Source organism: Nostoc sp. ChiQUE01b (assembly GCF_034531255.1).
GTDB lineage: Bacteria > Cyanobacteriota > Cyanobacteriia > Cyanobacteriales > Nostocaceae > Nostoc.
Genome location: NZ_JAVRBM010000057.1, coordinates 35,748 through 59,064, shown reverse-complemented (window position 1 = coordinate 59,064; position 23,317 = coordinate 35,748). Strand labels below are relative to the sequence as shown.

17 protein-coding genes and 1 pseudogene are annotated in these 23,317 nt (G+C 42.7%); 10 read left to right on the top strand and 8 right to left on the bottom strand.

Going from position 1 to position 23,317, the window contains the following annotated elements; genetic code table 11:
* Nucleotides 1–54: 54 nt before the first annotated feature.
* Complete coding sequence (locus RMY63_RS28905) at nt 55–180, bottom strand: hypothetical protein (protein WP_322731999.1); 126 nt, start codon at nt 178–180, stop codon at nt 55–57.
* A gap of 132 nt (nt 181–312) precedes the next feature.
* Here RMY63_RS28905 and RMY63_RS28900 point away from each other — a divergent pair, with 132 nt between their 5' ends.
* Nucleotides 313–459 (top strand): hypothetical protein, encoded by a 147-nt coding sequence (locus RMY63_RS28900; protein ID WP_322731998.1) that lies wholly within the window; start codon nt 313–315, stop codon nt 457–459.
* Between the two features lie 141 nt (nt 460–600).
* On the opposite strand, the gene RMY63_RS28895 is transcribed toward RMY63_RS28900, so the two are convergent.
* Together RMY63_RS28895 and RMY63_RS28890 are read right to left on the bottom strand one after the other, a co-directional pair.
* Nucleotides 601–2,796 carry a transglycosylase SLT domain-containing protein gene (locus RMY63_RS28895; RefSeq protein ID WP_322731997.1) on the bottom strand — a complete coding sequence of 732 codons (2,196 nt, stop codon included), beginning with the start codon at nt 2,794–2,796 and terminating at the stop codon, nt 601–603.
* A gap of 407 nt (nt 2,797–3,203) precedes the next feature.
* On the bottom strand, nt 3,204–5,693 hold the full coding sequence (locus RMY63_RS28890) for an FG-GAP-like repeat-containing protein (RefSeq protein ID WP_322731996.1): 2,490 nt from the start codon (nt 5,691–5,693) through the stop codon (nt 3,204–3,206).
* A 328-nt stretch (nt 5,694–6,021) separates the two neighbouring features.
* Here RMY63_RS28890 and RMY63_RS28885 point away from each other — a divergent pair.
* The 3 genes and pseudogenes from RMY63_RS28885 to RMY63_RS28875 all read left to right on the top strand — a co-directional run.
* A pseudogene (locus tag RMY63_RS28885) lies at nt 6,022–6,585 on the top strand (dynamin family protein); the annotation flags it as partial.
* 39 nt (nt 6,586–6,624) lie between these two features.
* Nucleotides 6,625–7,650, top strand: coding sequence for an LD-carboxypeptidase (locus tag RMY63_RS28880; protein WP_322732000.1), 1,026 nt, complete (start codon nt 6,625–6,627; stop codon nt 7,648–7,650).
* 286 nt (nt 7,651–7,936) lie between these two features.
* A complete protein-coding gene (locus RMY63_RS28875) occupies nt 7,937–9,547 on the top strand; it encodes an NAD(P)/FAD-dependent oxidoreductase (RefSeq protein ID WP_322731995.1) in 1,611 nt (536 codons plus the stop codon).
* Between the two features lie 411 nt (nt 9,548–9,958).
* Here RMY63_RS28875 and RMY63_RS28870 read toward each other — a convergent pair whose 3' ends face one another.
* Nucleotides 9,959–10,225 (bottom strand): hypothetical protein, encoded by a 267-nt coding sequence (locus RMY63_RS28870; protein ID WP_322731994.1) that lies wholly within the window; start codon nt 10,223–10,225, stop codon nt 9,959–9,961.
* A 366-nt stretch (nt 10,226–10,591) separates the two neighbouring features.
* Here RMY63_RS28870 and RMY63_RS28865 point away from each other — a divergent pair, with 366 nt between their 5' ends.
* A complete protein-coding gene (locus RMY63_RS28865) occupies nt 10,592–12,487 on the top strand; it encodes an S-layer family protein (protein WP_322731993.1) in 1,896 nt (631 codons plus the stop codon).
* A gap of 222 nt (nt 12,488–12,709) precedes the next feature.
* On the opposite strand, the gene RMY63_RS28860 is transcribed toward RMY63_RS28865, so the two are convergent.
* Together RMY63_RS28860 and RMY63_RS28855 are read right to left on the bottom strand one after the other, a co-directional pair.
* On the bottom strand, nt 12,710–13,834 hold the full coding sequence (locus tag RMY63_RS28860) for a THUMP domain-containing class I SAM-dependent RNA methyltransferase (protein ID WP_322731992.1): 1,125 nt from the start codon (nt 13,832–13,834) through the stop codon (nt 12,710–12,712).
* A gap of 179 nt (nt 13,835–14,013) precedes the next feature.
* Nucleotides 14,014–14,745, bottom strand: a complete 732-nt coding sequence (locus RMY63_RS28855) for a DUF1995 family protein (RefSeq protein WP_322731991.1) — start codon at nt 14,743–14,745, stop codon at nt 14,014–14,016.
* 236 nt (nt 14,746–14,981) lie between these two features.
* Here RMY63_RS28855 and RMY63_RS28850 point away from each other — a divergent pair, with 236 nt between their 5' ends.
* From RMY63_RS28850 to RMY63_RS28835, 4 genes are all read left to right on the top strand, one after another.
* On the top strand, nt 14,982–15,794 hold the full coding sequence (locus RMY63_RS28850; protein WP_322731990.1) for a DUF2382 domain-containing protein: 813 nt from the start codon (nt 14,982–14,984) through the stop codon (nt 15,792–15,794).
* 615 nt (nt 15,795–16,409) lie between these two features.
* A complete protein-coding gene (locus tag RMY63_RS28845) occupies nt 16,410–17,315 on the top strand; it encodes a DUF2382 domain-containing protein (protein WP_322731989.1) in 906 nt (301 codons plus the stop codon).
* Nucleotides 17,316–17,682: 367 nt separating this feature from the next.
* Nucleotides 17,683–18,573 (top strand): YsnF/AvaK domain-containing protein, encoded by an 891-nt coding sequence (locus RMY63_RS28840; protein WP_322731988.1) that lies wholly within the window; start codon nt 17,683–17,685, stop codon nt 18,571–18,573.
* Between the two features lie 323 nt (nt 18,574–18,896).
* Nucleotides 18,897–19,811, top strand: a complete 915-nt coding sequence (locus RMY63_RS28835) for an ion channel (RefSeq protein ID WP_322731987.1) — start codon at nt 18,897–18,899, stop codon at nt 19,809–19,811.
* 12 nt (nt 19,812–19,823) lie between these two features.
* On the opposite strand, the gene RMY63_RS28830 is transcribed toward RMY63_RS28835, so the two are convergent.
* Together RMY63_RS28830 and RMY63_RS28825 are read right to left on the bottom strand one after the other, a co-directional pair.
* Nucleotides 19,824–20,819, bottom strand: coding sequence for a hypothetical protein (locus tag RMY63_RS28830; RefSeq protein ID WP_322731986.1), 996 nt, complete (start codon nt 20,817–20,819; stop codon nt 19,824–19,826).
* 54 nt (nt 20,820–20,873) lie between these two features.
* Entirely contained in the window at nt 20,874–21,161 is a 288-nt protein-coding gene (locus RMY63_RS28825; protein ID WP_322731985.1) for a hypothetical protein, read from the bottom strand.
* Between the two features lie 766 nt (nt 21,162–21,927).
* On the opposite strand from RMY63_RS28825, the gene RMY63_RS28820 reads away from it, so the two are divergent.
* Entirely contained in the window at nt 21,928–23,310 is a 1,383-nt protein-coding gene (locus RMY63_RS28820) for a CmpA/NrtA family ABC transporter substrate-binding protein (protein WP_322731984.1), read from the top strand.
* The last annotated feature ends 7 nt before the right edge of the window (nt 23,311–23,317 follow it).

Here is a 23,317-nt window from a genome sequence, read left to right as displayed (position 1 = left end):
GTTGGGATTTTATTCTTGATGCTTTATTTGCATCAAATTTTTCGTGAAATGGTATTAGGGGAGACTTTGACGTAAGTCTGCGGCTGAAAGAACAGAACGACAAACGGAAGCTAGGGTAAAAAAGGTAACAGTATCTAAAGCACCCGCAGCTAAAGCTTGGCTGTTAAGTAAGCCCATCATCACCCCATCCAATAAAGGAATGCCCGCTTCTAATATTTAAGTAATTACCAGGGGAACTGCCAATTGCAGGCAGCCTTGGACTTCTAATATCAGTTCTGACTGAAATTCTTTTGAAGTTAACTCCATTGGGGCATGAAAATTAAGGAGGGCGCTAAACAAGCAACACTTCATACATTAAGATATATTAACGCTTACAGGTGTAATAAACTCAAGCAATTAGCGATCGCCTCACCATCTCAACAGAAAAAACAACGTTTGCTTAATCTGGACTATGTATAAAATGCTGCCTTTTAGCCATAAATGAGAATAATTCAGGAGTGCTGGTAGTAAGTTATTAATCCCCCCTGCCCCCCTGCCCCTCTGCCCCTCTGCCCCTCTGCCTCCCTGCCCCCTGCCCCTTTCTACCCCAAAATAGCAAAATCACTGGCTCGGTAGTTTTGGGTGTGTAGTCGAGTACTTTGTCACTATGCCAGAAATCTCAGGGTTGTAAAGCCTTAGATAATTCCAGTAATTGCCAAATACTTGCCGCACATAATTTTTAGTTTCATCAAAGGGAATTTCTTCAACAAACTCATCTGGATCTTTTGTAGTTAGAGTTTGCAACCATTTGGAAACATTGCCAGGGCCAGCATTGTAACTAGCGATCGCCAGCAAGGAGTTATTGTTATATTGATCGTGGGTATGACCCAAATACCATGTACCCAGCATGATGTTATCGTTGGGATTTTCTAAGTTGATTGTTTTGAAATCCACTTTGATTTGTGGGGCGATCCATTTAGCCGTACTCGGCAACACCTGCATTAAACCAGTAGCATCAGCGACAGATTTGATTTTTGGTTCAAACCGTGACTCTTGACGCATCAAAGCAGTTACTAGCAGAGGATTAAGTTTACGATCAATAGACCACTTTTCAATCTCTCGCTGATAGGGAAATGGATAACGCGCTTGCCAGTAGGTGATTTGTTTACTCAGAGTCTGATATTCGGCAAGTTCGGCTGGTATTTCCCGGTCTTCTAATTTAGAAATTTCATCAATTCCGATGAGATTTTCTCCCTTAGCCTGTCGCATTAACCCTTCAGTAAATTGCTCTGCTACCGTTGGCTGAATTTTGTTCTGAAATTCTGTTTGCCATTGTAACCAGGCATCACGGTCTTGACCTAGCAGATACAATTCTTTGAAAGTTTCAGAACCAGCAGGCGGTAATGGGCGCACAGGTGCGATTACTTCTGGGTTCATGATGCGCACGTTGTCAAAATTGCCGACATTTAGCCCCAACATTGTCGCGGCTCGCCATGCATAGTAAGAGTAGGGAAACTGGCTAATCACATATTCATAAGCAGTTTTAGATTCTTGCTGTTTCCCCAGTGCAGCCGCCCATTTACCTACCCAAAAGCCCGCTCTTGGAGCCAAAATACTATTGGGGTTATTAGTGACAATTGGTTCTGCCCATTGCCAAGCACCGACGTAATCTTTAGCTTCGGCTTTATCTTGGGCGATTTTCCAACGGTATTCTGCTGCTTCGTCAGAGTTACCGTATTTACCTATGAGTAATTGCCACGCCGCGCTAGCTGACTTTTGATCCTTAAGAGTTTGGAGAGTTTTGGCTTTTTGTGCCAATGCAGTACCAGCTTGTTTGGGAAATTTACTAATTACCTGCTCAAGATAGGGTAAGCCGTCTTTAGGTGTTTTTGCGGTTTCGGCTAACCGCAGTAGTGCCGTCCCTGTTTCCTCACTATTGGGAAATTGCTGCACTAATTGTTGATAGGTGGCGATCGCTTTTTCTTTATCTTTGCCTCCCACCTGTAAGCCTCGTGCAGTACGGTAGAGGTTGCGCGATGTTTTCGGTGTTTTGGCGTAAGCATTGGCCGCTTTGGGAAATTGATTATTTTCCCAATAGCTTGTACCAATGAGTTCCCAGTCTTCGGGTTTGAGAGTAGGCTCTTTTACTAGCTGATCCAAAACGCCGACTATACCTGGTTGATCGTAGGCATACTTAGCCAAAATCAATTGTAATTGTGGCTGATTGGGATTTTCTTGCAAGCGTTTGCGGATAATATCCCAAGTTAGAGGATTGGAAGGAAATTGAGCGATCGCAGTTTCTTGTTGCTTTGGTTGAGCAATTAGATATAGCGCTTTCACTGCGGCCGGTTCTTTGGGATAAAGTTTCAGCACTTTTTGCCTGAGATCCGAGGCTTTGCCGTCCTCACCCAGCATATCCTCTGCCTGGGCTTGTTTGAGCAAAATGTAGGGCGCGAGGATGGGATAGTCTTTCTCTAATCCTTGGAGTAAAACTAGAGCTTTTTGCCCTTGGGTTCTTTCAATGTAATCACTCGCCAAAAGATAACGAGCGCGATTCCGATCTGGCGATCGCGATTCGGCAGCGATCGTTGCTAGTTTTGCTGCCCGTTCTGGCAGTGATTGCGATATCAACCCAAAGACGGCTGATTGAGCAACACTACCGTCCGATTTTTGCTCTGCTTGATTCTGACTCAGTTTGAGCCATTTCCCTAGAGACTTGCCAATCTCAGGTGCTGATACCATTGCCCCAGTTAAAAAGGCAAACAGTGCTGCACCTGCAATTATCGAAATTTGTTTTTTCTGTAGTTTCTTCAGCATGAATACCCGCTGAAAAGTTTCGGTGAATTTCTTGAAACTTTAACACTCCTAGCCATCAGTGTTACCAATTTTTAATTTTAGATTTTTAATTTTATGTAGAAAAATAATAATTTTCAATCCTTCAGTTGGTAGTATTGAGTACTTAGCACATATTAGATACTATTACATCTATCTTGGGTATATCTTAAAGATGATAGGAGGTAGTTATTCTGTTGGGCATTCGACTCCTACTCACTTAAATCCACATAGTAGTCCACCAAAGCAACTTTGCTGGGTCAGACAATCGGGTATAAGCGCTCCATTTTTCTTCATGCATCAGTGGTTTAAAAGCGCCAATTCACACTTGCTCGTTCCTGATTACGCTGTTTTTCCCAAGTGGCAATTTCTAACTCTAAAGTTGATAGCATCTAAACTTGGACAACAAAATCTGATGCACTCAGAGTTGGCGCACCAGTCAGAGTTGCAAATAGACCGCCATTACCAAAACCAGCCGCACTGCCATTTTGGTTGTAAAATAACTGTCCACGAAAAGCGTCGTAGATAATTTTCGCTGTGCTGGTTTCCGCATTAGAAATGATTTGAAAATCACTCTTGTTACTAAAACCTGTTCCAGCAGTTGAAGCGATCGCACTAAAGGTAGTTTTATCTAAGATAATCTTATCACCTTGGGAACTGTTGAAGTCAGCGATCGCATCTACATCAACAGCAGTCAGGTCAAAGGCTGCATCGGTGTTGTAAACGAAAGAGTCGGCGCCGGCACCGCCGACAAGAGTATCATTGCCAGCACCGCCGACGAGAGTATCATTACCATCACCGCCTCGCAATAGATCGTTGCCACTCAAGCCATAGATAATGTCATTACCCCCTTGAGCATTAATCACATCGTTGGAGTTTTCAAAACCTGTGATGTTGTTATTTAAGTTATTGAGGAATGTGACTGTGTTTTCGTTAAACAGGCTAGTTTGAGTAGAGTTGGCATCGAAGACATCAAAGCTGTCAGTAATGTTAGTTTGCCCATCAAATAGGATATTGCCAATCGCAGGTGTTGCTCCAGAAGCAGGCAGATTATCGAGGTTTTCTAATTTGAAGTTTTGCAGAGTGACTTTGGTAGATGCCACATTTTCAAAGGTAACTTCTAAGTTGTTAGCATTTTGAGTTAATTGCAGATTTTGGGCAGTTAAACCACTACCTGTAAATTGCAAGGTGTCAACATTGGCAATTACAACTGAAGTTGGGGTTGTGCCTTTACCAATGCCACCAAAATCGGTGATCGTGTCATCGTTATCGCCAAGGCGAAGAATAAATTTATCTTGACCGCCGTTGCCTGTTAGGCTATCATTACCAGTCAAGCCATTAATGATGTCGTTGCTAGGTGTGCCAAAGAAGTTATCTGCATCGGGAGTTCCAGTCAGGTTGCCAGAGGTGTTGCTACTAGCAATATTCGTTCCCCCAAACACTACATAACTTTGCCCATCAGAATTTTTGCCGTTGGCGAAGGCATTATCTGCCCCAATAATCAGGTCGTCAATGCCATCACCGTTGATGTCGCCCGCATTGCTGACTGAGTAGAAAGAAGGGCTTTGAATTTCAATGCCATTAATTATAAAGCCGTTAGTGCCATTCAAAGAAGAGAGTTTGAGGATGCCGCCACTGCCCAGATTCGTTTCCCCAAACAATGCATAGCTTTGCCGGCTATGAAATCCCCCAATAATCAGGTCGTCAATGCCATCGTTGTTGATGTCCCCCGCATTGCTGACGACTGAGAATTCTGACTGAATGAAAAAGAAGCCATTAGTACCATTCAAAGAAGAGAGGTTAAAGGTACCATCACTGCCTAGATTCTTTCTCCCAAACACTACAATTTGCCCAGCATTATATGTCCCAATAATCAGGTCGTCAATGCCATCGTTGTTAATATCCCCCGCATTGCTGACTGAGCCGCCTAAGTAGTTACCGTATGCAATGCCGTTAATGAAAAAGCCATTAGTGCCATTCAAAGAAGAGAGGTTGAGGGTGCCGCCACTGCCCAGATTATTTCCCCCAAACAATACATAGCTTTGCCCAGCATTTTCCATGCCGTTGGGAGAGCGATAAGGTGCATAAGGTGCCCCAATAATCAGGTCGTCAATGCCATCGTTGTTGATGTCCCCCGCATTGCTGACTGAGTAGCCTGAGTAGTCAGATGCTGCAATGCCGTTAATTATAAAGCCATTACTGCCATTCAAAGAAGAGAGGTTGAGGGTGCCACCACTGCCTAGATTATTTTCCCCAAATACTACATAGCTTTGCCCAGCACCAACCTTGCCGTTGGGGGAGGCACCATTTGCCCCAATAATCAGGTCGTCAATGCCATCGTTGTTGACATCTCCCGCATTGCTGACTGAGTAGCCTGAAGAGTCACCTGCTGCAATGCCGTTAATTATAAAGCCATTAGTGCCATTTAAATCAGAGAGGTTGAGGCTGCCGCCACTGCCCAGATTATTTTCCCCAAACACTACATAGCTTTGCCCAGCATTTTCGATGCCGTTGGCGTCGGCAGTATTTGCCCCAATAATCAGGTCGTCAATGCCATCGTTGTTGATGTCCCCCGCATTGCTGATTGAGATGCCCAAGTGGTCATAGGGAGTAATGGCGTTAATTATAAAACCATTACTGCCATTTAAATCAGAGAGGTCGAGGGTGCCGCCACTGCCCAAATTCTTTCCGCCAAACACTACATAGCTTTGGCTTTCCTCCACACCATTTGTCCCAATAATCAGGTCGTCAATGCCATCGTTATTGATGTCCCCTGCATTGCTGACTAAGGTCCCTGATTCACTAGCTTGTGCAATGCGGTTAATTATAATAAAGCCATTACTACCATTCAGGTCAGTGAGATTCAAGAATGAATTAGCCATGATTTTCTCCTGTGTTTATTTGTTGTTAGTCAGGGAGTCGGACTTAAATAATTACTAATTCGTAATTCGTAATTCGTAATTAAAGACTATCAATTACGAATTATTTTAAGGTTATAAGCTAGAAGTTCGTTGTTTCAAAGGATGTTTGAAAAGTCGTATTGTCGGTATAAAAAGTTTTAGTTTCCCCTAAATTCCTTAATTAATTTGTACAGTGCGTCAGTCCTAGTAATATCCAGCAGCTAAAGCACAGTGAAATTTCCAGTAATTTCGCTGAATTATAATACTAAATGTTACTAAGATATACATAAATATTGTCAGGATGCTGAATATGTCAGATATGCCGCTTCAGTGCAAAAATTTGAAAGAGCAGGTTGAATCTATATTACAACTTTTACAACAAGAACCAACGCTACATTCCCAAGATATTACACCTGTACGAACTTCTTTAAGTAAAGCGATTTCTCCCAAGTTTGAAATTGTGTTTGCAGGTGCTTTTAGTGCCGGGAAATCAATGCTAATTAATGCACTCTTAGAAAGGGAATTACTCTACAGTGCAGAGGGACATGCTACAGGTACAGAATGCAAAATCGAGTATGCAGAAATAGAGCAAGAACGTGTTGTTTTGACGTTTTTAAGTGAAGCAAAGATTCAGGAACAAGCAGTTTCTTTGTGTCAGCAACTAGGATTTAAAACAGTAGCTAATATCAATCAAGCTGAGATAATTAACTTGCTACGTCAAGGTTCTGAAGCGATTATTCAGCAGGAGGGTGGTGAGAGTAAATCAGAACGTGCAAAACAGGCGAAGGCGTTAATGTTGTTGCTAGAAGGATACATGGCAAATAGCGATCGCATCAATACGGTTAATAATGCTACATACTCAATGGAGCAATTTAAACAAGCAATGGATACTTCCTTTAACTCCACGATAGAATTGGCAATCAAACGTCGGGAATTTATCACAACCTTTGGACTAGCTACACTAGCCACCCAGATATCACCACTTACCGCCCAAGGTAAGCTATCTCCAAGCACCATCCGTAAGCCGCCTCGCCTGCAAGTGGGCGATACCGTCGGATTAATCGCCCCGGCGGGTATCGTTGAAGCTAAAGACATCGAAGCAGCGCAGCAATCACTTTCACAGTTAGGATTAAAAGTCAAGCTAGGGGCGCATATTTTAGATCGTTACGGCTATTTAGCGGGTAAAGATGCCGATCGCGCCCAGGATGTAAACTTAATGTTTAGCGATCGCACCATAAAAGCAATTATTCCTATGCGTGGTGGTTGGGGTTGTAATCGCATTTTACCGTTACTCAACTACTCGCTGATCCGCTCCCATCCGAAAATTCTCATCGGTTATAGCGATATTACGACGCTGTTGTTAGCAATTAATGCCCGTAGTCAAATGATTACTTTTCATGGGCCAGTTGCCACGTCTATCTGGAATCAGTTTACAGTCGATTACTTCAAGCGCATCCTATTTAATGCTGAAGCTGTGACAATGCAAAATCTCAACCCTAACGAAGTGCGGATGCAGATAATAGCACCGGGAAAGGCGAGGGGTAAACTTGTGGGTGGAAACTTGTCAGTTTTATCAGCAATGGTAGGTTCACCTTACCTACCTTCTTGGAACAAAAGCATTCTGTTTGTGGAAGAAGTTGGCGAGGATGTTTATCGTATAGATAGGATGCTGACGCAGTTAAAAACTGCTGGAATACTTAATCAAATTGCTGGCTTTATCTTTGGGCAATGCACTAAATGTAGTCTTGGAGATGAACCATCGTTTACATTAATGCAAGTATTGCAAGACCACATACTTCCTTTAGGTATTCCTGCTTGGTACGGTTCAATGATTGGTCATATTAAGGATAAATTTACCTTGCCAATCGGTGTGGAAGTGGAAATAAATGCTGAACTTGGAACAATACGAATGTTAGAGGCGGCTGTCAAACGATTTTAGATTTTAGATTTTGGATTTTGGATTGACCCCATGCTTAACAATTTTGGATTTTAGATTTATTGCACGTAGCTTACTTCTGGCGAAGTGAGTATAAATTGGGGAGCAATTCTTGGGGACGCTGTTCGCGTTTAGACCTTTTTAAATTTTGTGTAAAGTTACGTGGGCGGCTCTGCTGACTTGAGCAAACTTTCCAAGACGGATTCTGAATCTTCAATCCAAAATTTAAAATCTAAAATTCGGTGATTTTGATTAATATTTTGATAGACAGTATGTATTTCTCCTCGCTATGTTACGACTAACAGAAGTAAAGCTTCCGCTCGATCATCCTGAAGATGAGATCAAGACTGCCATCCTCAAAAAGCTGCAAATCACGGACGAAGATTTGATCGGTTATTCCATCTTCAAGCGTAGCTACGATGCTCGTAAGAAAGGAGAGATTACCCTTGTTTATATTCTGGATGTAGAAACGACTCAAGAAACTCATCTACTCAAGCGCCTGAAAAAAGATCCTCATGTGATGCTCACGCCAGACATGAGTTATCGCGCAGTAGCACAAGCACCTAGCAATTTGACGATTCGCCCTATTGTGATTGGTACTGGGCCTTGTGGATTATTTGCGGGTTTGATGCTGGCACAAATGGGGTTCCATCCCATCATTTTAGAACGTGGCAAACAAGTCCGCGATCGCACCGTTGATACCTTTGGCTTTTGGAAGAAAAAATCAGACTTCAACCCCGAATCTAATGCCCAGTTTGGCGAAGGTGGGGCGGGTACATTTTCTGATGGCAAACTCTACAGTCAAGTCAAAGATCCTCAGCATTATGGGCGCAAAGTACTAACTGAACTCGTCAATGCGGGAGCCTCACCGGAAATTCTCTATATCAACAAACCGCATATTGGCACCTTCAAACTGGTGGGAATCGTCCAAAGTATGCGTGCTAAAATCGAATCCCTCGGCGGTGAAATTCGCTTTCAAAGTCGGGTGGAAGATATCAACATCGAAAATGGACAGGTGCGGGGAGTCACCCTCGCCAGTGGGGAATATATCGCCAGCGATTATGTAGTTCTCGCGGTGGGTCACAGCGCCCGCGATACTTTCCAAATGCTATTTAATCGTGGAGTTTACATAGAGCCGAAACCTTTTTCTATCGGCTTTCGAGTCGAACATCCCCAGTCTCTCATTGACCAATGTCGTTTCGGCCCTCAAGCTGGTCATAAGCTTTTAGGTGCTGCCGATTACAAACTGGTTCACCACTGCGAAAATGGTCGTTCCGTCTATAGTTTCTGTATGTGTCCGGGGGGCTTGGTGGTTGCAGCCGCATCAGAACCGGGGCGAGTCGTCACCAATGGGATGAGCCAATACTCTCGCAATGAACGCAATGCCAATAGTGCGATCGTTGTGGGCATCACTCCCGAAGATTATCCGGGCAATGCTTTGGCGGGAATTGACTTCCAACGGCGCTTGGAAGAACGAGCATTTGAGTTGGGCGGTGGAACTTATGAAGCGCCAGGGCAATTGGTGGGAGACTTTCTCAATCATCGCCCTTCTACGGCATTGGGCACTGTTAAGCCGTCTTATACACCAGGGGTACATTTGGGTGATTTGAGTCAGAGTTTACCAGATTATGCGATCGCCGCCATCCGTGAAGCACTTCCCGCTTTTGACAAACAAATTAAAGGATTTGCAATGGATGATGCCGTGTTGACTGGGGTGGAAACCCGCACTTCATCACCGATTCGGATTAAACGCAAAGAGGATTATCAAAGTTTAAATACAGTCGGTCTTTATCCAGCTGGTGAAGGCGCGGGATACGCCGGGGGAATCCTCTCGGCTGGTATCGATGGTATTAAGGTGGCAGAGGCGGTGGCTTTAAGTATTTTGAGGAATTACATCTGAAATACTTTGTATCCGATTTGAGGTTGAGAGCGATCGCTTTCAAGATACTACAAACCTGCTCGATTATATTTTCATCGCGATCGCTTCCCCAAATAGGCGCAGTCAGCCCCTTCTCTACGGGACGCACTCGCGTTCGGGGAAGTCAAGGTAATTCGTAATTGATAATGACGCTCTCTACGAGACGCTAAAAGCGTAGCTTGCTTCTCTGAAAGAGTACGCAGACTCGCTACCGCTACGCTAACGTAATTCGTAGTTGCAATTAGTGGGGGGCAAGAAAGCGCCACTACGAAAGTTGACCACGCTCATTCTTGATGAGCGTGCTTGCTCTGACACCAAGTAATTACGAATTACGAATTAGTAATTATTTGGTCAATATGCAATCATGTATCAAGCGCGATCGCAGTGCAGAATTTATCCGATTGTTAAAGCTGGTTCTTTACAGAAGTTAAATAGGGCTGACTCAGTTTCTGATTCATCTTCAAATACAGCAGAAATGTACCATTCACAGGGTGAACCATTTGTATATTCAGCCCAAGCAATTGTTGCTGTTTCACCTGATGGAATCCCTAACTCACCCAAGTTAAATGAAGCCCACTCTTCATCATCGGCAGATACCCACAACTCTGTAATTGCCAATTCAGTTTTATTGGTAACGGTAAAGGTGAATTGGTCTGACATAAATAGCCTTACCTTTTAACGATAAATAAATTGCAGATTGTCAGTCACTGATTATACTGCCACTTGTTTCAAAAGTTGTCATACTAACTGCCAGAATATAGACTTACACATAGTTTCAAGTTTGTTTAACTTAATTTAAATTTATTAAAGAGGATTAAAAATATCACCAATTCAGATTGAGTCTATCGAGATAGCCAATGCCATGCAACAGCAGATTTTGGTCGCGGTTCTCACAAACTCCAACAATACAACACATCCCCAGTGTCATAAAATTTTCAGGCAATGTATTTTTTACTGAGCAAAAGTAGTTGAGAGCGATGCCTGCGGCGGGCTACGCCAACGCTATCACCCTCACCAACAGCCGGATTGAAAGCGACACCAAAGGCAGCGGCACAGGTAGAAGGTGCTGCCCCCGTCGTTTCAGTAGCAGCCACCGATACAGGCAAAGCTGGGGATATTATAATTAATACCCCCAGTCTCAATTTGTCCGATAACGCCCGCATCGTCGCCACAGCAAGCTCCACGGCAACTAATACTGAAGGTGGTGGCAGCATTACCCTTAATACTTCTCAAATGAATCTCGCGGGTATCGTGGGAGTGTTTGCCGATACCCAAGGACAAGCTCCTGCTGGCACGCTACGGCTCAATCCCTACGCCAACGATCCTAATTTAAATGTCTTCCTCGCGCCCCAATCCCAAATTTCTGCGTCTACCAATGGTAGCGGTAAAGGCGGTGATTTGATTCTTACTGCTCCAGACACGATCGCCCTGACAGGGGCAGGGAAATTAACTGCTGAAACAAGTAGCAGTGGCAATGCTGGAAATATTCGCGTCACGACTAGGCAATTTAATATCAAGGGGGGTGTGGAACTATCTGCTTCCACCTCTGGCAGTGGCAACGCCGGAAACCTGACGATTGCTGCCGATGGTATCAACTTGAGTCAGGGAGCGCGGGTATCTTCCAATACTTCCAACAGTGGAGATGCAGGGGATATTACATTTAAGACTGACCAATTAACGCTCACTGGTGCTGGCACTGGACTGTTTGCCACTACAACTGCGGGTTCTACGGGCAAGGGCGGTAACATTACAGTCGGAGCAAAAACGGCTTTGTTCCAGGATGAAGCGGCGATCGCAGTGGGTAGTTTAGGTAGCGGTGCAGGCGGCAATATCAACCTTACCACCGGGCAACTGACTCTTAACAATGGGGTGGAACTATCTGCTTCCACCTCTGGCAGTGGCAACGCCGGAAACCTGACGATTGCTGCCGATGGTATCAACTTGAGTCAGGGAGCGCGGGTATCTTCCAATACTTCCAACAGTGGAGATGCAGGGGATATTACATTTAAGACTGACCAATTAACGCTCACTGGTGCTGGCACTGGACTGTTTGCCACTACAACTGCGGGTTCTACGGGCAAGGGCGGTAACATTACAGTCGGAGCAAAAACGGCTTTGTTCCAGGATGAAGCAGCGATCGCAGTGGATAGTTTAGGTAGTGGTACAGGCGGCAATATCTCGGTTACAGCCAATCAACTGAAGCTTGATATCGGTGCATCCCTCACTGCCGAAACTGCCAGCACTCAAGGTGGCAACGTTACCCTGGATGTAGGCAATTTGTTGTCGCTACGGCACAATAGCTTGATTTCGACTACCGCAGGTACCGCTCAATCGGGGGGCGATGGCGGCAATATTACGATTAATATTCCCAACGGGTTCATCATTGGCGTGCTGTCGGAGGACAGCGATATTCGCGCCAATGCGTTTACTGGGAACGGCGGCAAAATTCGCATTGCTTCTCAGGGCATCTTTGGACTCCAGTTTCAGCCCCAGAACACGCCCAATAGTGATATTACTGCCAGTTCGCAATTTGGTGTGAGTGGGACAGTGCAGATTAATAATTTGGGTGTCGATCCAAGTGCTGGAATCGTCCAACTGCCTGTAAATTTCGCAGATCCTAGCCAAAAAGTTGCCACAGGATGCAATGCTGAAGGCAGTAGTTTTGTGGTGACGGGACGAGGGGGATTGCCGCCCAACCCAAATGAATCGGTAGGGAGCCAACGCACTTGGAATGATATTCGTGATCTCTCTGAATTGAAACGCCAAGGTCAACCCATCGCCTCCACCTCATATATCCCCATCATCGAAGCAACCGGATTCATTCGCACCGCAACTGGAGAAGTTAAACTCATAGCCGAGTCTTTATCTGGGAATACTGGGGTTGGTAATGCCCCTGTTACGTATGCGATCACTAAACCATAATATAGCAAGGGACTGGGGAAGGTGGGGCCCCCTCTGGGGATAAGGGGTAATGGGGACTGGGTGAAAAGTCTCTTTGTGTCTAGGTTTCATCATCTGTTAATGTTCTAACCACCAAGGCTTGTGCTATACAAATCACAAATCTGACTTTTGACTTTTGACTTTTGACTTTTGACTTCCCCGTTGGCGTAGCGGACGCACCAGAAGGGGCTGACCAATTCTGTGTTAGTACAGCTCATATTTCATTAACTGACAAGGTAACGCTCCGTTATACACTGCAATCCTCTGGGATGATTTCAGTCCAATCGATTGAGACAGTTCCTTGTTGCCACTAAGCACAAACGCAGTCCAGCCTTTGAAGCGTTGTTTTAACACATCACCCAAAAGTTTATAGAACGCCCCTAAATCGCTATCTCGCCCCAGCCGTTCGCCATAGGGTGGATTGCAGAATAAAACCCCACTGTCTGCGGGGGCGACAACATCCGCTAACTCGATTTGAGAAAACCATACATGGTTATCAACACCACAATTTTGAGCATTGTTAATCGCTTGCTCTATTATATTTTCATCGCGATCGCTTCCCCAAATAGGCGCGGGCAGGGTATCCAGTTGGCTATCCTTAGCTTCTTGCAGCAGCTTTTCTAAAAGAGATAAGTCAAAATCGAGCCAAGTTTCAAATCCAAAACACTCACGAAATAGTCCTGGTGCTATGTTCAGTGCCTTTAAACTAGCTTCCAGGGGTAAAGTGCCAGATCCACATAGAGGATCGTAGAACATCTGGTCTGGCTGCCAACCTGAAAGTTGAATGAGGGCAGCAGCCAGAGATTCCTTTAGAGGGGCTGATCCAACCGCAGGACGGTAGCCTCGGCGGTGCAGACTATTTCCAGAACTATCGAGTTTGACGGTACAACTATCGCGTTCAATATGAACATTGATCCGCACATCTGGTGCATGAAGCTCTACATTTGAACGTTCACCCAGATTTTCTTTTTGCTGGTCAACGATCGCATTTTTCACCTGGAGAGATGTGAAGTGGCTGTGGTTGAGGCGATCGTTTTTGCCCGTGACATTCACCGCCAGCGTCATGTCTGGCGTGAGATAGTTTAGCCAATCGATAGTCTGGATACCGCGATAGAGATCCTTGGCATCAAGGCATGTAAACTCATGGATATTCACCAAAATTCGGAACGGCAGCCTAGCCCAGAGGTTAACGCGATAAAGTAGGGTGCGATCGCCCTCAAAAGCTACACCGCAAAACCCAGGCTCCACTGAATGAGCACCCAGCTGCTCTAACTCCTGAGCCGCGAGGGTTTCTAATCCGCGAGCAACCGTTGCAAAATACTGATTCATCCTCTAATCGAAAGCATTATCTTCACTGCTCACCCTTACCCATTGACGCACTTTAGCTTAACTCATATCTTGTAATATTCTCTCTCGTTAAGTCTGCGATTATAACCTTAGTAGGGTACAACGAATTAAATGAGGAGGCAGCAGGCAATTAAGTTTCCTCCTGCTACCTCTGCATTATCCTAACTACTCAATGCTTTTAAGAACCGTTGCAAACTTTTAAATAGACTGGGTTTTCTCGCAGGTGTCGCGTCTGTTGTTTGCGGTTGTCCTTTTAAAACAATGAGATCCAAATCATCACCAGATGGTTTTGTGGGTAATTCGGCAATTCTTTGATATTCGCCGCCGGTTTCCAGCCAAACTTCCCACTGTTCTGGGTAGCAGCGATATAGGGCACTTCGATCGTCTATGGGGCGCACGTAATAGGCTGATTCAATGGTACTGATAAAACGATCGCGGATTTTTCTCGCTGTATAACCAATGCCCACGGTTCCAGAATCTTCTAAGCGAGGATTTAACAAGACTAAAGGGCGATCGCCTATTACTTCACACAACTTTTCCAATTGCGGCACTTCTACGGATGTCGGGGCAATGAATAAGAAAATTTCATCCTCCGGCTGAATTTTTGTCTGCAAGGAAGCAGCCCTACCCGTACCAATATCCAAAATTTGAAATGGTGCATCTGCCCAATTACGACGGGCTAGGGCCGCAGCCCCAGCGTCAGCAAAGAAAATCTTCAAACGGGAATCATAAGCTGTAAACGCCGGCAGAAATTGTTCCGCCACCGGCATAAACTTCAGTTCTGGGAACAGGAACTCAACTTGTAAGCGAGTACAGCCATCTGCAAGGGCAGCTTGGACGGCTACACGAGATTGGGCGATCGCATCTTCAAGACTATTTGGAAGTTCACTCATAATCTGCATGGTTCTGTAGTATCTACTCCCATTGTTTCAGTATTGGCTCTTAATTAGGACTTACGCAGACGAGATCGCCCAATCCCCTTAAAACGCAGGGCTGTTTCACTTGAGTATTCCCCTAATAATATAAATCCTCAAATATCTCCATTAAACTCAGTCGCCAGCAGGAGGATACTTAGCTCAATATTTTTTACACTCGTAAATAAACCTTATAAACAACTTAGGAACAGCGTATGCCTCTTCATAAACTTGAACATTTTGATCAAAATTATCGAGAAACTTTTGGCGGAGACGACCTGAAAGCGCTGGATCTTTATACTGGCGGGGGAGATAGAGTTGGTTCAGTTGCTGACGTTTTAGTTGATGATGATGGTCATTTTCGGTATTTAATTATTGATATAAGCTTAGATTTTCTTGCTAAGAAAATCTTACTACCAATTGGTCTTTGCCGCATCAGTTATCCAGAAAGACGCGTCTATGTTGATGGGTTAAGCAGACAGCAAATAGAAGGTTTAGCCGATCATACAGATGACGCGATCGTTAATAATGATTACGAAGAAAAGGTACGTAGTGTATTTCGTTCTCCAACTAGCGGTGTGACTTACGATCGCGATACATACAATTACCAACAAGATCCAGATTTATATGGGTTGAATGAGCAATCTCATCAAACTTTTAGACTCTATGAAGAACGATTAATTGCCAACAAACATCGCATCAAAACCGGAGAAGTAACGGTTGGTAAGCATATTGAAACAGAAACTGTAAGCGTTACAGTACCCGTTCAAAAAGAACGAGTTCTGATTGAGCGAGTTACACCAACAGAAGCAGGAAAGGTTGTAAATCCTAATGAACTTCAGTTTCAAGAAGGGGAAGTAGCGCGTATAGAAGTGTATGAAGAAACACCTGAGATACATAAAGAAGCGTTTGTGCGTGAAGAAGTCCGGGTGAAGAAAGTAGTAGAACAGGACATTGTGGAAGCACAAGACACTATTCGTCGAGAAGAGTTAGATGTTGATACTGCGGGAAATTTACATGTGGAATAATATGGTGTTACTGCATATAAAGCTATTTAATTAGCTGGTTTAGAAATTTGTTTGATAAATTTATCTGAAAATAATCATGCAGGCAAAGTTAATTTTTACCTCTGCCTGTGTTTTTTATTCAATAACAAGATTCTCGACTTTCTAGGAAGTTATAAATCTTAAAATTCCAAAAAATTATATTTTGAGAAATTCTGTACAGATCCAAAGATACAAAACTTTGCGATGAAAATCTTAATATATAGGACTCATATTTGATTGCGTGAAAAAAAACTCAGTACACCTTTATTCCTTCTTAAGAGTCCCCATTACCCCTTATCCCCAGAGGGGGCCCCACCTTCCCCAGTCCCTAGTCTCTACGAGTAATTCACCGAATCAAATCGGATAGCTATATCTGATGAATACCGTGTACTAAAGCTAGACATATCTTTACAAAAGTAAAGAGAGATGTTCCCAATTTAATGTCTATAGTTAACCATATAGATAGATTAAAAACTTCTATAACTTTCGATTATTTAACTCTGGAAATAATTCATTCGGCAGATGGATGTACAAAAATAAATAAATGTCTAGTTTAGTTATTAAGAGATGACAAAAAATATTTGAGGTTAAACATACATGGTTCTTTACAAATTAGAAGATTTTGAGCCTAGCTATAAAGACAGTTTTGATGGTCATGACATTAAAGGGCTGGGTGTCTATACACAGGGAACTGATGAAAAAGTTGGTACTATTAGCGATGTTTTAGTTGATGAAGAAGGTCATTTTCGCTATTTAGTTGTTGACTTAGGCTTCTGGATTTTTGGTAAAAAAGTATTACTACCAATTGGCCGCGCCCGTATCGACTATAACGTTGATCGCGTTTACACAGTTGGTTTGACTAGAGAGCAAGCTGAAGATTTGCCTGAGTTCAATGAGCGTCAAACCCTCGATTACGATTATGAAGAACGGGTGCGTGGCGTATATCGCCAGCCCACAGACTACAACCTTGGTGTAGAAGCTGCAACACCATTAGACCCTTTAGCAGGATTAGATCCTTTAGGATCGCCTGTAACACCATTAGGTACAACTCCCACTTACGCCCGTGATAGCTATACTTACGAAAATGAGCCTGCTTTATACGGGTTAAATGAGCAAGATCATCAAACTCTGAGATTGTACGAAGAACGGCTGATTGCTAGCAAACGACGCCAAAAAACTGGAGAAGTAACGATTGGCAAGCATGTTGAAACTGATACTGCACGGATTGCAGTGCCAGTAGAAAGAGAACGAGTTGTGATTGAGCGTGTAACTCCAGTAGATGCAGGTACGGCTGTTTCTGGGTACGAAGCAGACTTTCGTGAAGGCGAAGTTGCTCGGATAGAAATCCACGAAGAAACTGCTGATGTTCGCAAAGAAGCATTTTTGCGTGAAGAAGTTAGAGTTAGAAAAGTAGTCGATCAAGACACAGTTGAAACTCAAGAAACCGTGCGTCGTGAAGAGTTAGATGTGAATTCTGGTAATCTTCCGATTGAAGAACGCTAAGTAAACATAGTCATTAGTTACTAGCTAATGACTAATAATTAATTCTACACAGTACAGGTGAGGCTGTTGAATTGGCTTTACCTGTGCTTACAATAGCTGATACCACTTAAGTTTTTTGATTGCAAATATTACTCTGGATATGAGTTGGATAAATCCATTGATCGCAAATGTTTTCTAAATGGTATCCAGATGATTAATACATTAGACCTCTTGCAAAAGTCCCTTAAACCCCACCCCCAGCCTCTAAGAGCAGGCTCTTAGGGGAGACTTTGACGTAAGTCAAAGGCGGGGTGGGGTTCTTATTTTGGATTTATGCAAGAAGTCTATTTAATTTAGCCAAGTAGAAAGCAGTTAGTAAACTTCCCAGATGAATAGCCAAACTATGGCAAAAAACACTTTACAGGCAAAGGGTAATTCTCGCACTATCTCCTCGCTGGCAGATTTAAGAAAGAGGGTGAACAATTTTGCTGTGTTTGATAATCAAGGTCAGCTAGTAGGAGTAGTTCATGATTTAATTGTGGATGGTAATCGTCGGCTAAACCTCGTTGTATCTAACCGGGCTAATCAAAAAACTGCTGAATCTAGCCAGCAGTTAGCTGATAAACATCCTTCTTTATTTCAGTTGCAGAGCCAAAGAATAAAAAAAATAGACAAGCCGACTCAATCTGTTTTCATAGACTTAAACAAATCAGAAATTGAATATATGCCTGAATATTTAGAATCAGAAACACCAGGCGATTTTAACTCAACTGAGCAATTAGCTAAAAATCAAATTACCAATAGCCCAGTTGAGCCATTAAATTTAGAACAGGTTCCTGAAGAACAGATTATTCGTCTAATAGAAGAACGACTAGTTATTGAAAGCAGTAAGCGTAAAGTTGGTGAGGTAATTGTTCGCAAAGTAATTGAAACCCAGATGGTACAAGTTCCTGTCCGGCGTGAAAAGCTGATTGTGGAACAAATTAGCCCAGAACACAAACAACTCGCAGAAATTGATTTAGGACAAGGAGAAATTCCTGGCGTTTATTTGACTGAGGCAGAAAGACTTGAAGCTACACATTTTGACAACAGTTTAACGGTAAGCGGCGAATTTAACTCGCCTAAAATTGCTAATTTATTATTGAATGCAATCGCACTAGAACGAAATCACGGCTGTAAGCAGGTGCGTATTACCATTACTGTTGAAGATGAGTCACACCAGAAAAAATACCAGGAGTGGTTTGATCGCTGTTCTAAAGGTCAATCACTAAAGCCATAACAATAAGTTTCTAGCAGATAAATATAGTAGGGTGGGCATTGCACACCCTATTTTTTTGCTGATTTAAGAAAAGAAAGTTTAAATTTCCACTTCTTAAGCTGTTACGCATTTAAATTGTACATTCACGCTTTGTTGTCATTGGTCATTAGTCATTTGTCATTGGTGTTTATAAAGGACAAAGGACAAATGACTAATGACAGTCTTTACAAAAAGTAGTGCAATATGTAAGCGTATTAGCTTACTCTCTAATTGTCTAGAGCGAATGTCTCTAAAGCAACTTAATTTACAATACTAAGCAGTCGCCGTTCTTTTGGCTACTTGCAATGAAATTTCGACTGAAGAGACTTTTACCCAAGAAACGACAGCGTTTGATCCCACCGATTAAGATTCAAATTCAAGATGGAAAATTTGAGATTATAGGTATGGGTGCATGGCATTCCTACTGGCGCGATCCTTATCATCTGCTGCTAACGATTCCGTGGACTGGCTTTTTGCTCCTGATTTGTACTTTCTATGTAACTATAAATGCTCTATTTGCCCTAGCTTACTTAATCGGAGGAGATTGTATTGCCAACGCCCAACCTGGCTCTTTTTTAGATGTCTTTTTCTTTAGCGTCCAAACCCTAGCATCCATCGGCTATGGGGCAATGTATCCGAAAACAACTTACGCCAACATTATTGTCACGATTGAAGCAATGATCGGTTTGGTGGGAATTGCTGTGATGACAGGACTAGCGTTTGCTCGATTCTCTCGACCTACAGCCCGTGTACTATTTAGCCGTGTTGCTGTGATTACAGCTCATGATGCGATGCCGACTCTGATATTTCGCAGCGCTAATAAGCGTCGCAATACGATTCTGGAGGCGCAGATGCGAGTCTACTTAATGCGCGACGAAGTAACCCTAGAAGGACAATTCATGCGTCGGTTCCACGATCTCAAACTGGTGAGGAACCAAACACCTAGCTTCACGTTAAGCTGGTCAGTGATGCATGTCATTGATGAGTTTAGTCCTTTATCTGGGATGACACCAGAATCGTTAACCCAGACAAATACTATGCTGATTGTCTCTTTGAGTGGCATTGATGAAACAGTTGCCCAAGTCGTCAATGCCCGTCATAGCTATAGTGCTAATGAGATTTTGTGGAACAATCAATTTGTCGATATCTTTCACCACACACCCGATGGACATCGCTACATTGATTACAACCGTTTCCACGATGTTTTACCTTTAGAGTGAATCGCCAGAGAGCTATTCGTCCTGCTGAGTCGTTCGGCACGTGCCCGTGACTGCCGCGGTTTCTATTTGTGGAATAGTAGGAATATCCAGTCTGATTGCTGCGGCTGCGCGGGCTGGGATTAAGGGGAGTATACCGAGTATTTGGTCTAGCTTTGGCAACGCTTGCTCATTCACTTTTGCTTGTTCCGTTACTTTTTTATCAATCTTTAAAATTTCTGTTTTATTGGTTTCAACATTATTTTTTATCTGAGGAATGTTTTGATTAATCTTTAGGATGTCTGTTTTCTTGGTTTCAACATCATTTTTTATCTGAGGAATTTCTTGTTTGAGTAAATTCAAATCCTTGGTTAATTCAGCCGTTGTAGATTTGTAGCTACTTGAGGATGTAACACTTTCTATCTGCCCGACTTTTCCTTGAATTTTGCTTAAATCCGCATTCCATTTCGCCGCTTGAGCTTCATAGGATTGCTGATATGTTTGGCTTAGTCCAGCCGTAGTACCTTCAATTGTTGTAACCTTTGCTTCAATACGTGGCACTACCACTTGTTCTACATAGGTTATTGTTTTTGCCATTTCTGCGGTTGTTCCCGTACTTTGAGTAACCGTTGCTTCAATACGTGGCACTAGCACTCGTTCTACATAGGTTATTGTTTTTGCCATTTCTGCGGTTACTCCCGTACTTTTAGTAACCGTCGCTTCAATACGTGGCACTAGCACTCTGTCAACATATTTTCTAGTACTTTCTGTTTCGGTTTTAATGTCAGATTGAATTTTTGATCTAACAATGTTTACAGATTTTTGAACAGTATCAAATACACCATTGCTAACTTTTGATACTTGAGAATTTAAAACTTGAATCTTTGTCTCAACAAAAGTTCTTAATCCAACTATTTCCCCATTAAACTTCTGATTATTTTGACGTGTTTCATATAGCGCATCATTCGCTTGTTTCTTAGCGTCAGCTACTTTACTTTCAACAATTACTCGTCCTTGCCGCGTTTCATACAATGCCTTGTTTGCTTGTTTTTTTACTTCTACTACATTTTTACTAGTCGCTTCCTGTTACTTATTTAATTGAAAATAATCTTTGGCATTGGCATTTAATTCTTTCTCAAATCTCTGTATCTTGGTGTCAAAGTTCTTGACTCGACTATAGAGAGTTCCTAATGAAGTAAGAATTTTGCTTCCATCTAGACCTATCCTGAGTAATTGCCTATCTACAGCATCATTGATTGAATTCTGGATAAGTATATTGTTGATTACGGCAACTGCAAGCCCCCCTTGCAGAACGATACCAAGTAGCTGACCACCAGCAATACCACTATTTTTTGGGGTAGCACCACCAGGCATTTTTTATTCCCCATGTCCGGGTGCTAACCGGGCATGGGATGAGGTTGACCAAATCTACGCTTTTTCTGTGACAAACCGTAGCCGGGGCGGATAGGCTAGAAGCGATACATGTTCACGCTCAAAGATGCAACAATGGCGATCGCTTGCATTTTGGTAGCGATCGCAATTTCTACAGTTGAAGGTTTATTCGGGTGGAAGTAGATTTGATACTCGCCACAAGTTGGGAGCATGTCAACGCTATAATGTTTCCCTACCTCCTGCCGTTTTCTAACCGTCTAACTCACGTTAAATTATAGGGATAATATAATAGTTGTTATAAATAAAAACTTATATATGACAAATTACTACTAAACTTAAGTTACAAAAGAAGTGAAAATAGTCAATCATAAAGTAAACATAATAGTCTTCATAAATAAGAGTTTATATATTAAAAATTCTTCTTGTAGTTAAGTAAAATAGATAAATTTTTCTTTATACATCCAATTTAATATTTGTTTAATAATCCCGACTCCAATTTAACAATTTCGGCTTCAAAGGCTGTAAACTGATTTCAACAAGGTGAATGATACCTCTGCATCACACTAAAAAAGCAGAGTCAATAATTTAACCGAGTTCTTATATACGTAGCTATTTTATTGATGAAATGGCTGCGATCGCTTTGCCAAATCTAGCTTGATTACTCATTAATAGCGCAATAAACATTAACGTTTTTTGCCTAAATCGTCATAGCTATAAAAAATAACATTTACGTTTTCAGGAGATATTTATGACAGAATTTTTTAATCAAATTTCTCGCCGCAAATTCATCTTCACAGCTGGAGTATCTGCAAGTGCTGTATTACTCAAAGGCTGTTTGGGTAATCCTCCTGAAAACCTGACTGGTGGAAGCACTCAAGCACAACCAACTGCTCAATCAGTGGTTAATATTAGTCCTGAACAAACACCAGAAACTACTACAGTCAAGTTAGGATATATTCCTATTGTAGAAGCGGCTCCTTTAATTATTGCTAAAGAAAAAGGATTTTTTGTAAAGTATGGGATGACTAATGTTGACCTTTCCAAACAAGCTTCTTGGGGTGCAGCTAGAGATAATGTAGAAATTGGTTCTGCTGGTGGTGGTATAGATGGCGGTCAATGGCAGATGCCAATGCCACATTTAATTACAGAAGGTTTAATTACCAAGGGCAATCAAAAGATTCCCATGTATGTATTATGCCAATTAATCACACATGGAAATGGAATTGCGATCGCCAGCAAGCACCAAGGCAAAGGTATCAGTTTACAACTGGCTAGCGCTAAATCCCTGTTCACCGAACTCAAATCTTCAACCCCCTTCACCGCAGCATTCACCTTTCCCCACGTCAACCAAGATTTGTGGATTCGCTACTGGTTAGCAGCAGGCGGCTTAGATCCAGATGCAGATGTCAAATTGCTGACAGTACCTGCGGCGCAAACTGTGGCCAACATGAAAACAGGAACAATGGATGCCTTTAGTACAGGCGACCCTTGGCCTTATCGCCTGGTTCAAGACAAAATTGGCTACATAGCAGCATTAACCGCCGAAATTTGGAAGAATCATCCTGAAGAATATCTTGCCATCAGAGGCGATTGGGTTGATAAAAATCCCAAGGCTACCAAAGCAATTTTAAAAGGAATTATGGAAGCCCAACAATGGTTAGATAATTTTGACAACCGCAAAGAAGCGGCTCAAATTCTGGCTGGACGAAATTATTTCAATCTTTCTTCACCAGAAATTCTGGCAGATCCATACCAAGGTAAATATGACATGGGTGATGGTCGGACAATTGATGATAAATCAATGGCATCTTACTACTGGAAAGATGAGAAAGGCAGTGTTTCTTATCCATACAAGAGTCATGATTTATGGTTCATAGTTGAAAACGTTCGCTGGGGATTCTTGCCAAAAGATTACCTAGAAAATAATGCTGCCAAGGCTAAAGAACTTATCAACAAAGTCAACCGCGAAGATATTTGGAAAGAAGCTGCCAAAGAAGCTGGGATTGCTACTGCTGATATTCCGCCAAATACATCCCGTGGTGTAGAAGAGTTTTTTGATGGCATCAAATTTGACCCCGAAAAGCCAGAAGAATATTTGAAGAGTCTCACGATCAAAAAGGTCAGTATTTAGTAGAGAC

Excerpts from the sequence above, each read along its gene's own strand:
- RMY63_RS28855 (WP_322731991.1), bottom strand. The coding sequence starts at position 14,745 with ATGAGTGAACTTCCAAATAGTCTTGAAGATGCGATCGCCCAATCTCGT.
- RMY63_RS28895 (WP_322731997.1), bottom strand. The coding sequence starts at position 2,796 with ATGCTGAAGAAACTACAGAAAAAACAAATTTCGATAATTGCAGGTGCA.
- RMY63_RS28870 (WP_322731994.1), bottom strand. The coding sequence starts at position 10,225 with ATGTCAGACCAATTCACCTTTACCGTTACCAATAAAACTGAATTGGCA.
- RMY63_RS28835 (WP_322731987.1), top strand. The coding sequence starts at position 18,897 with ATGAAATTTCGACTGAAGAGACTTTTACCCAAGAAACGACAGCGTTTG.
- RMY63_RS28890 (WP_322731996.1), bottom strand. The coding sequence starts at position 5,693 with ATGGCTAATTCATTCTTGAATCTCACTGACCTGAATGGTAGTAATGGC.
- RMY63_RS28845 (WP_322731989.1), top strand. The coding sequence starts at position 16,410 with ATGGTTCTTTACAAATTAGAAGATTTTGAGCCTAGCTATAAAGACAGT.
- RMY63_RS28825 (WP_322731985.1), bottom strand. The coding sequence starts at position 21,161 with ATGCCTGGTGGTGCTACCCCAAAAAATAGTGGTATTGCTGGTGGTCAG.
- RMY63_RS28900 (WP_322731998.1), top strand. The coding sequence starts at position 313 with ATGAAAATTAAGGAGGGCGCTAAACAAGCAACACTTCATACATTAAGA.
- RMY63_RS28875 (WP_322731995.1), top strand. The coding sequence starts at position 7,937 with ATGTTACGACTAACAGAAGTAAAGCTTCCGCTCGATCATCCTGAAGAT.
- RMY63_RS28850 (WP_322731990.1), top strand. The coding sequence starts at position 14,982 with ATGCCTCTTCATAAACTTGAACATTTTGATCAAAATTATCGAGAAACT.
- RMY63_RS28840 (WP_322731988.1), top strand. The coding sequence starts at position 17,683 with ATGAATAGCCAAACTATGGCAAAAAACACTTTACAGGCAAAGGGTAAT.
- RMY63_RS28860 (WP_322731992.1), bottom strand. The coding sequence starts at position 13,834 with ATGAATCAGTATTTTGCAACGGTTGCTCGCGGATTAGAAACCCTCGCG.
- RMY63_RS28820 (WP_322731984.1), top strand. The coding sequence starts at position 21,928 with ATGACAGAATTTTTTAATCAAATTTCTCGCCGCAAATTCATCTTCACA.
- RMY63_RS28905 (WP_322731999.1), bottom strand. The coding sequence starts at position 180 with ATGATGGGCTTACTTAACAGCCAAGCTTTAGCTGCGGGTGCTTTAGAT.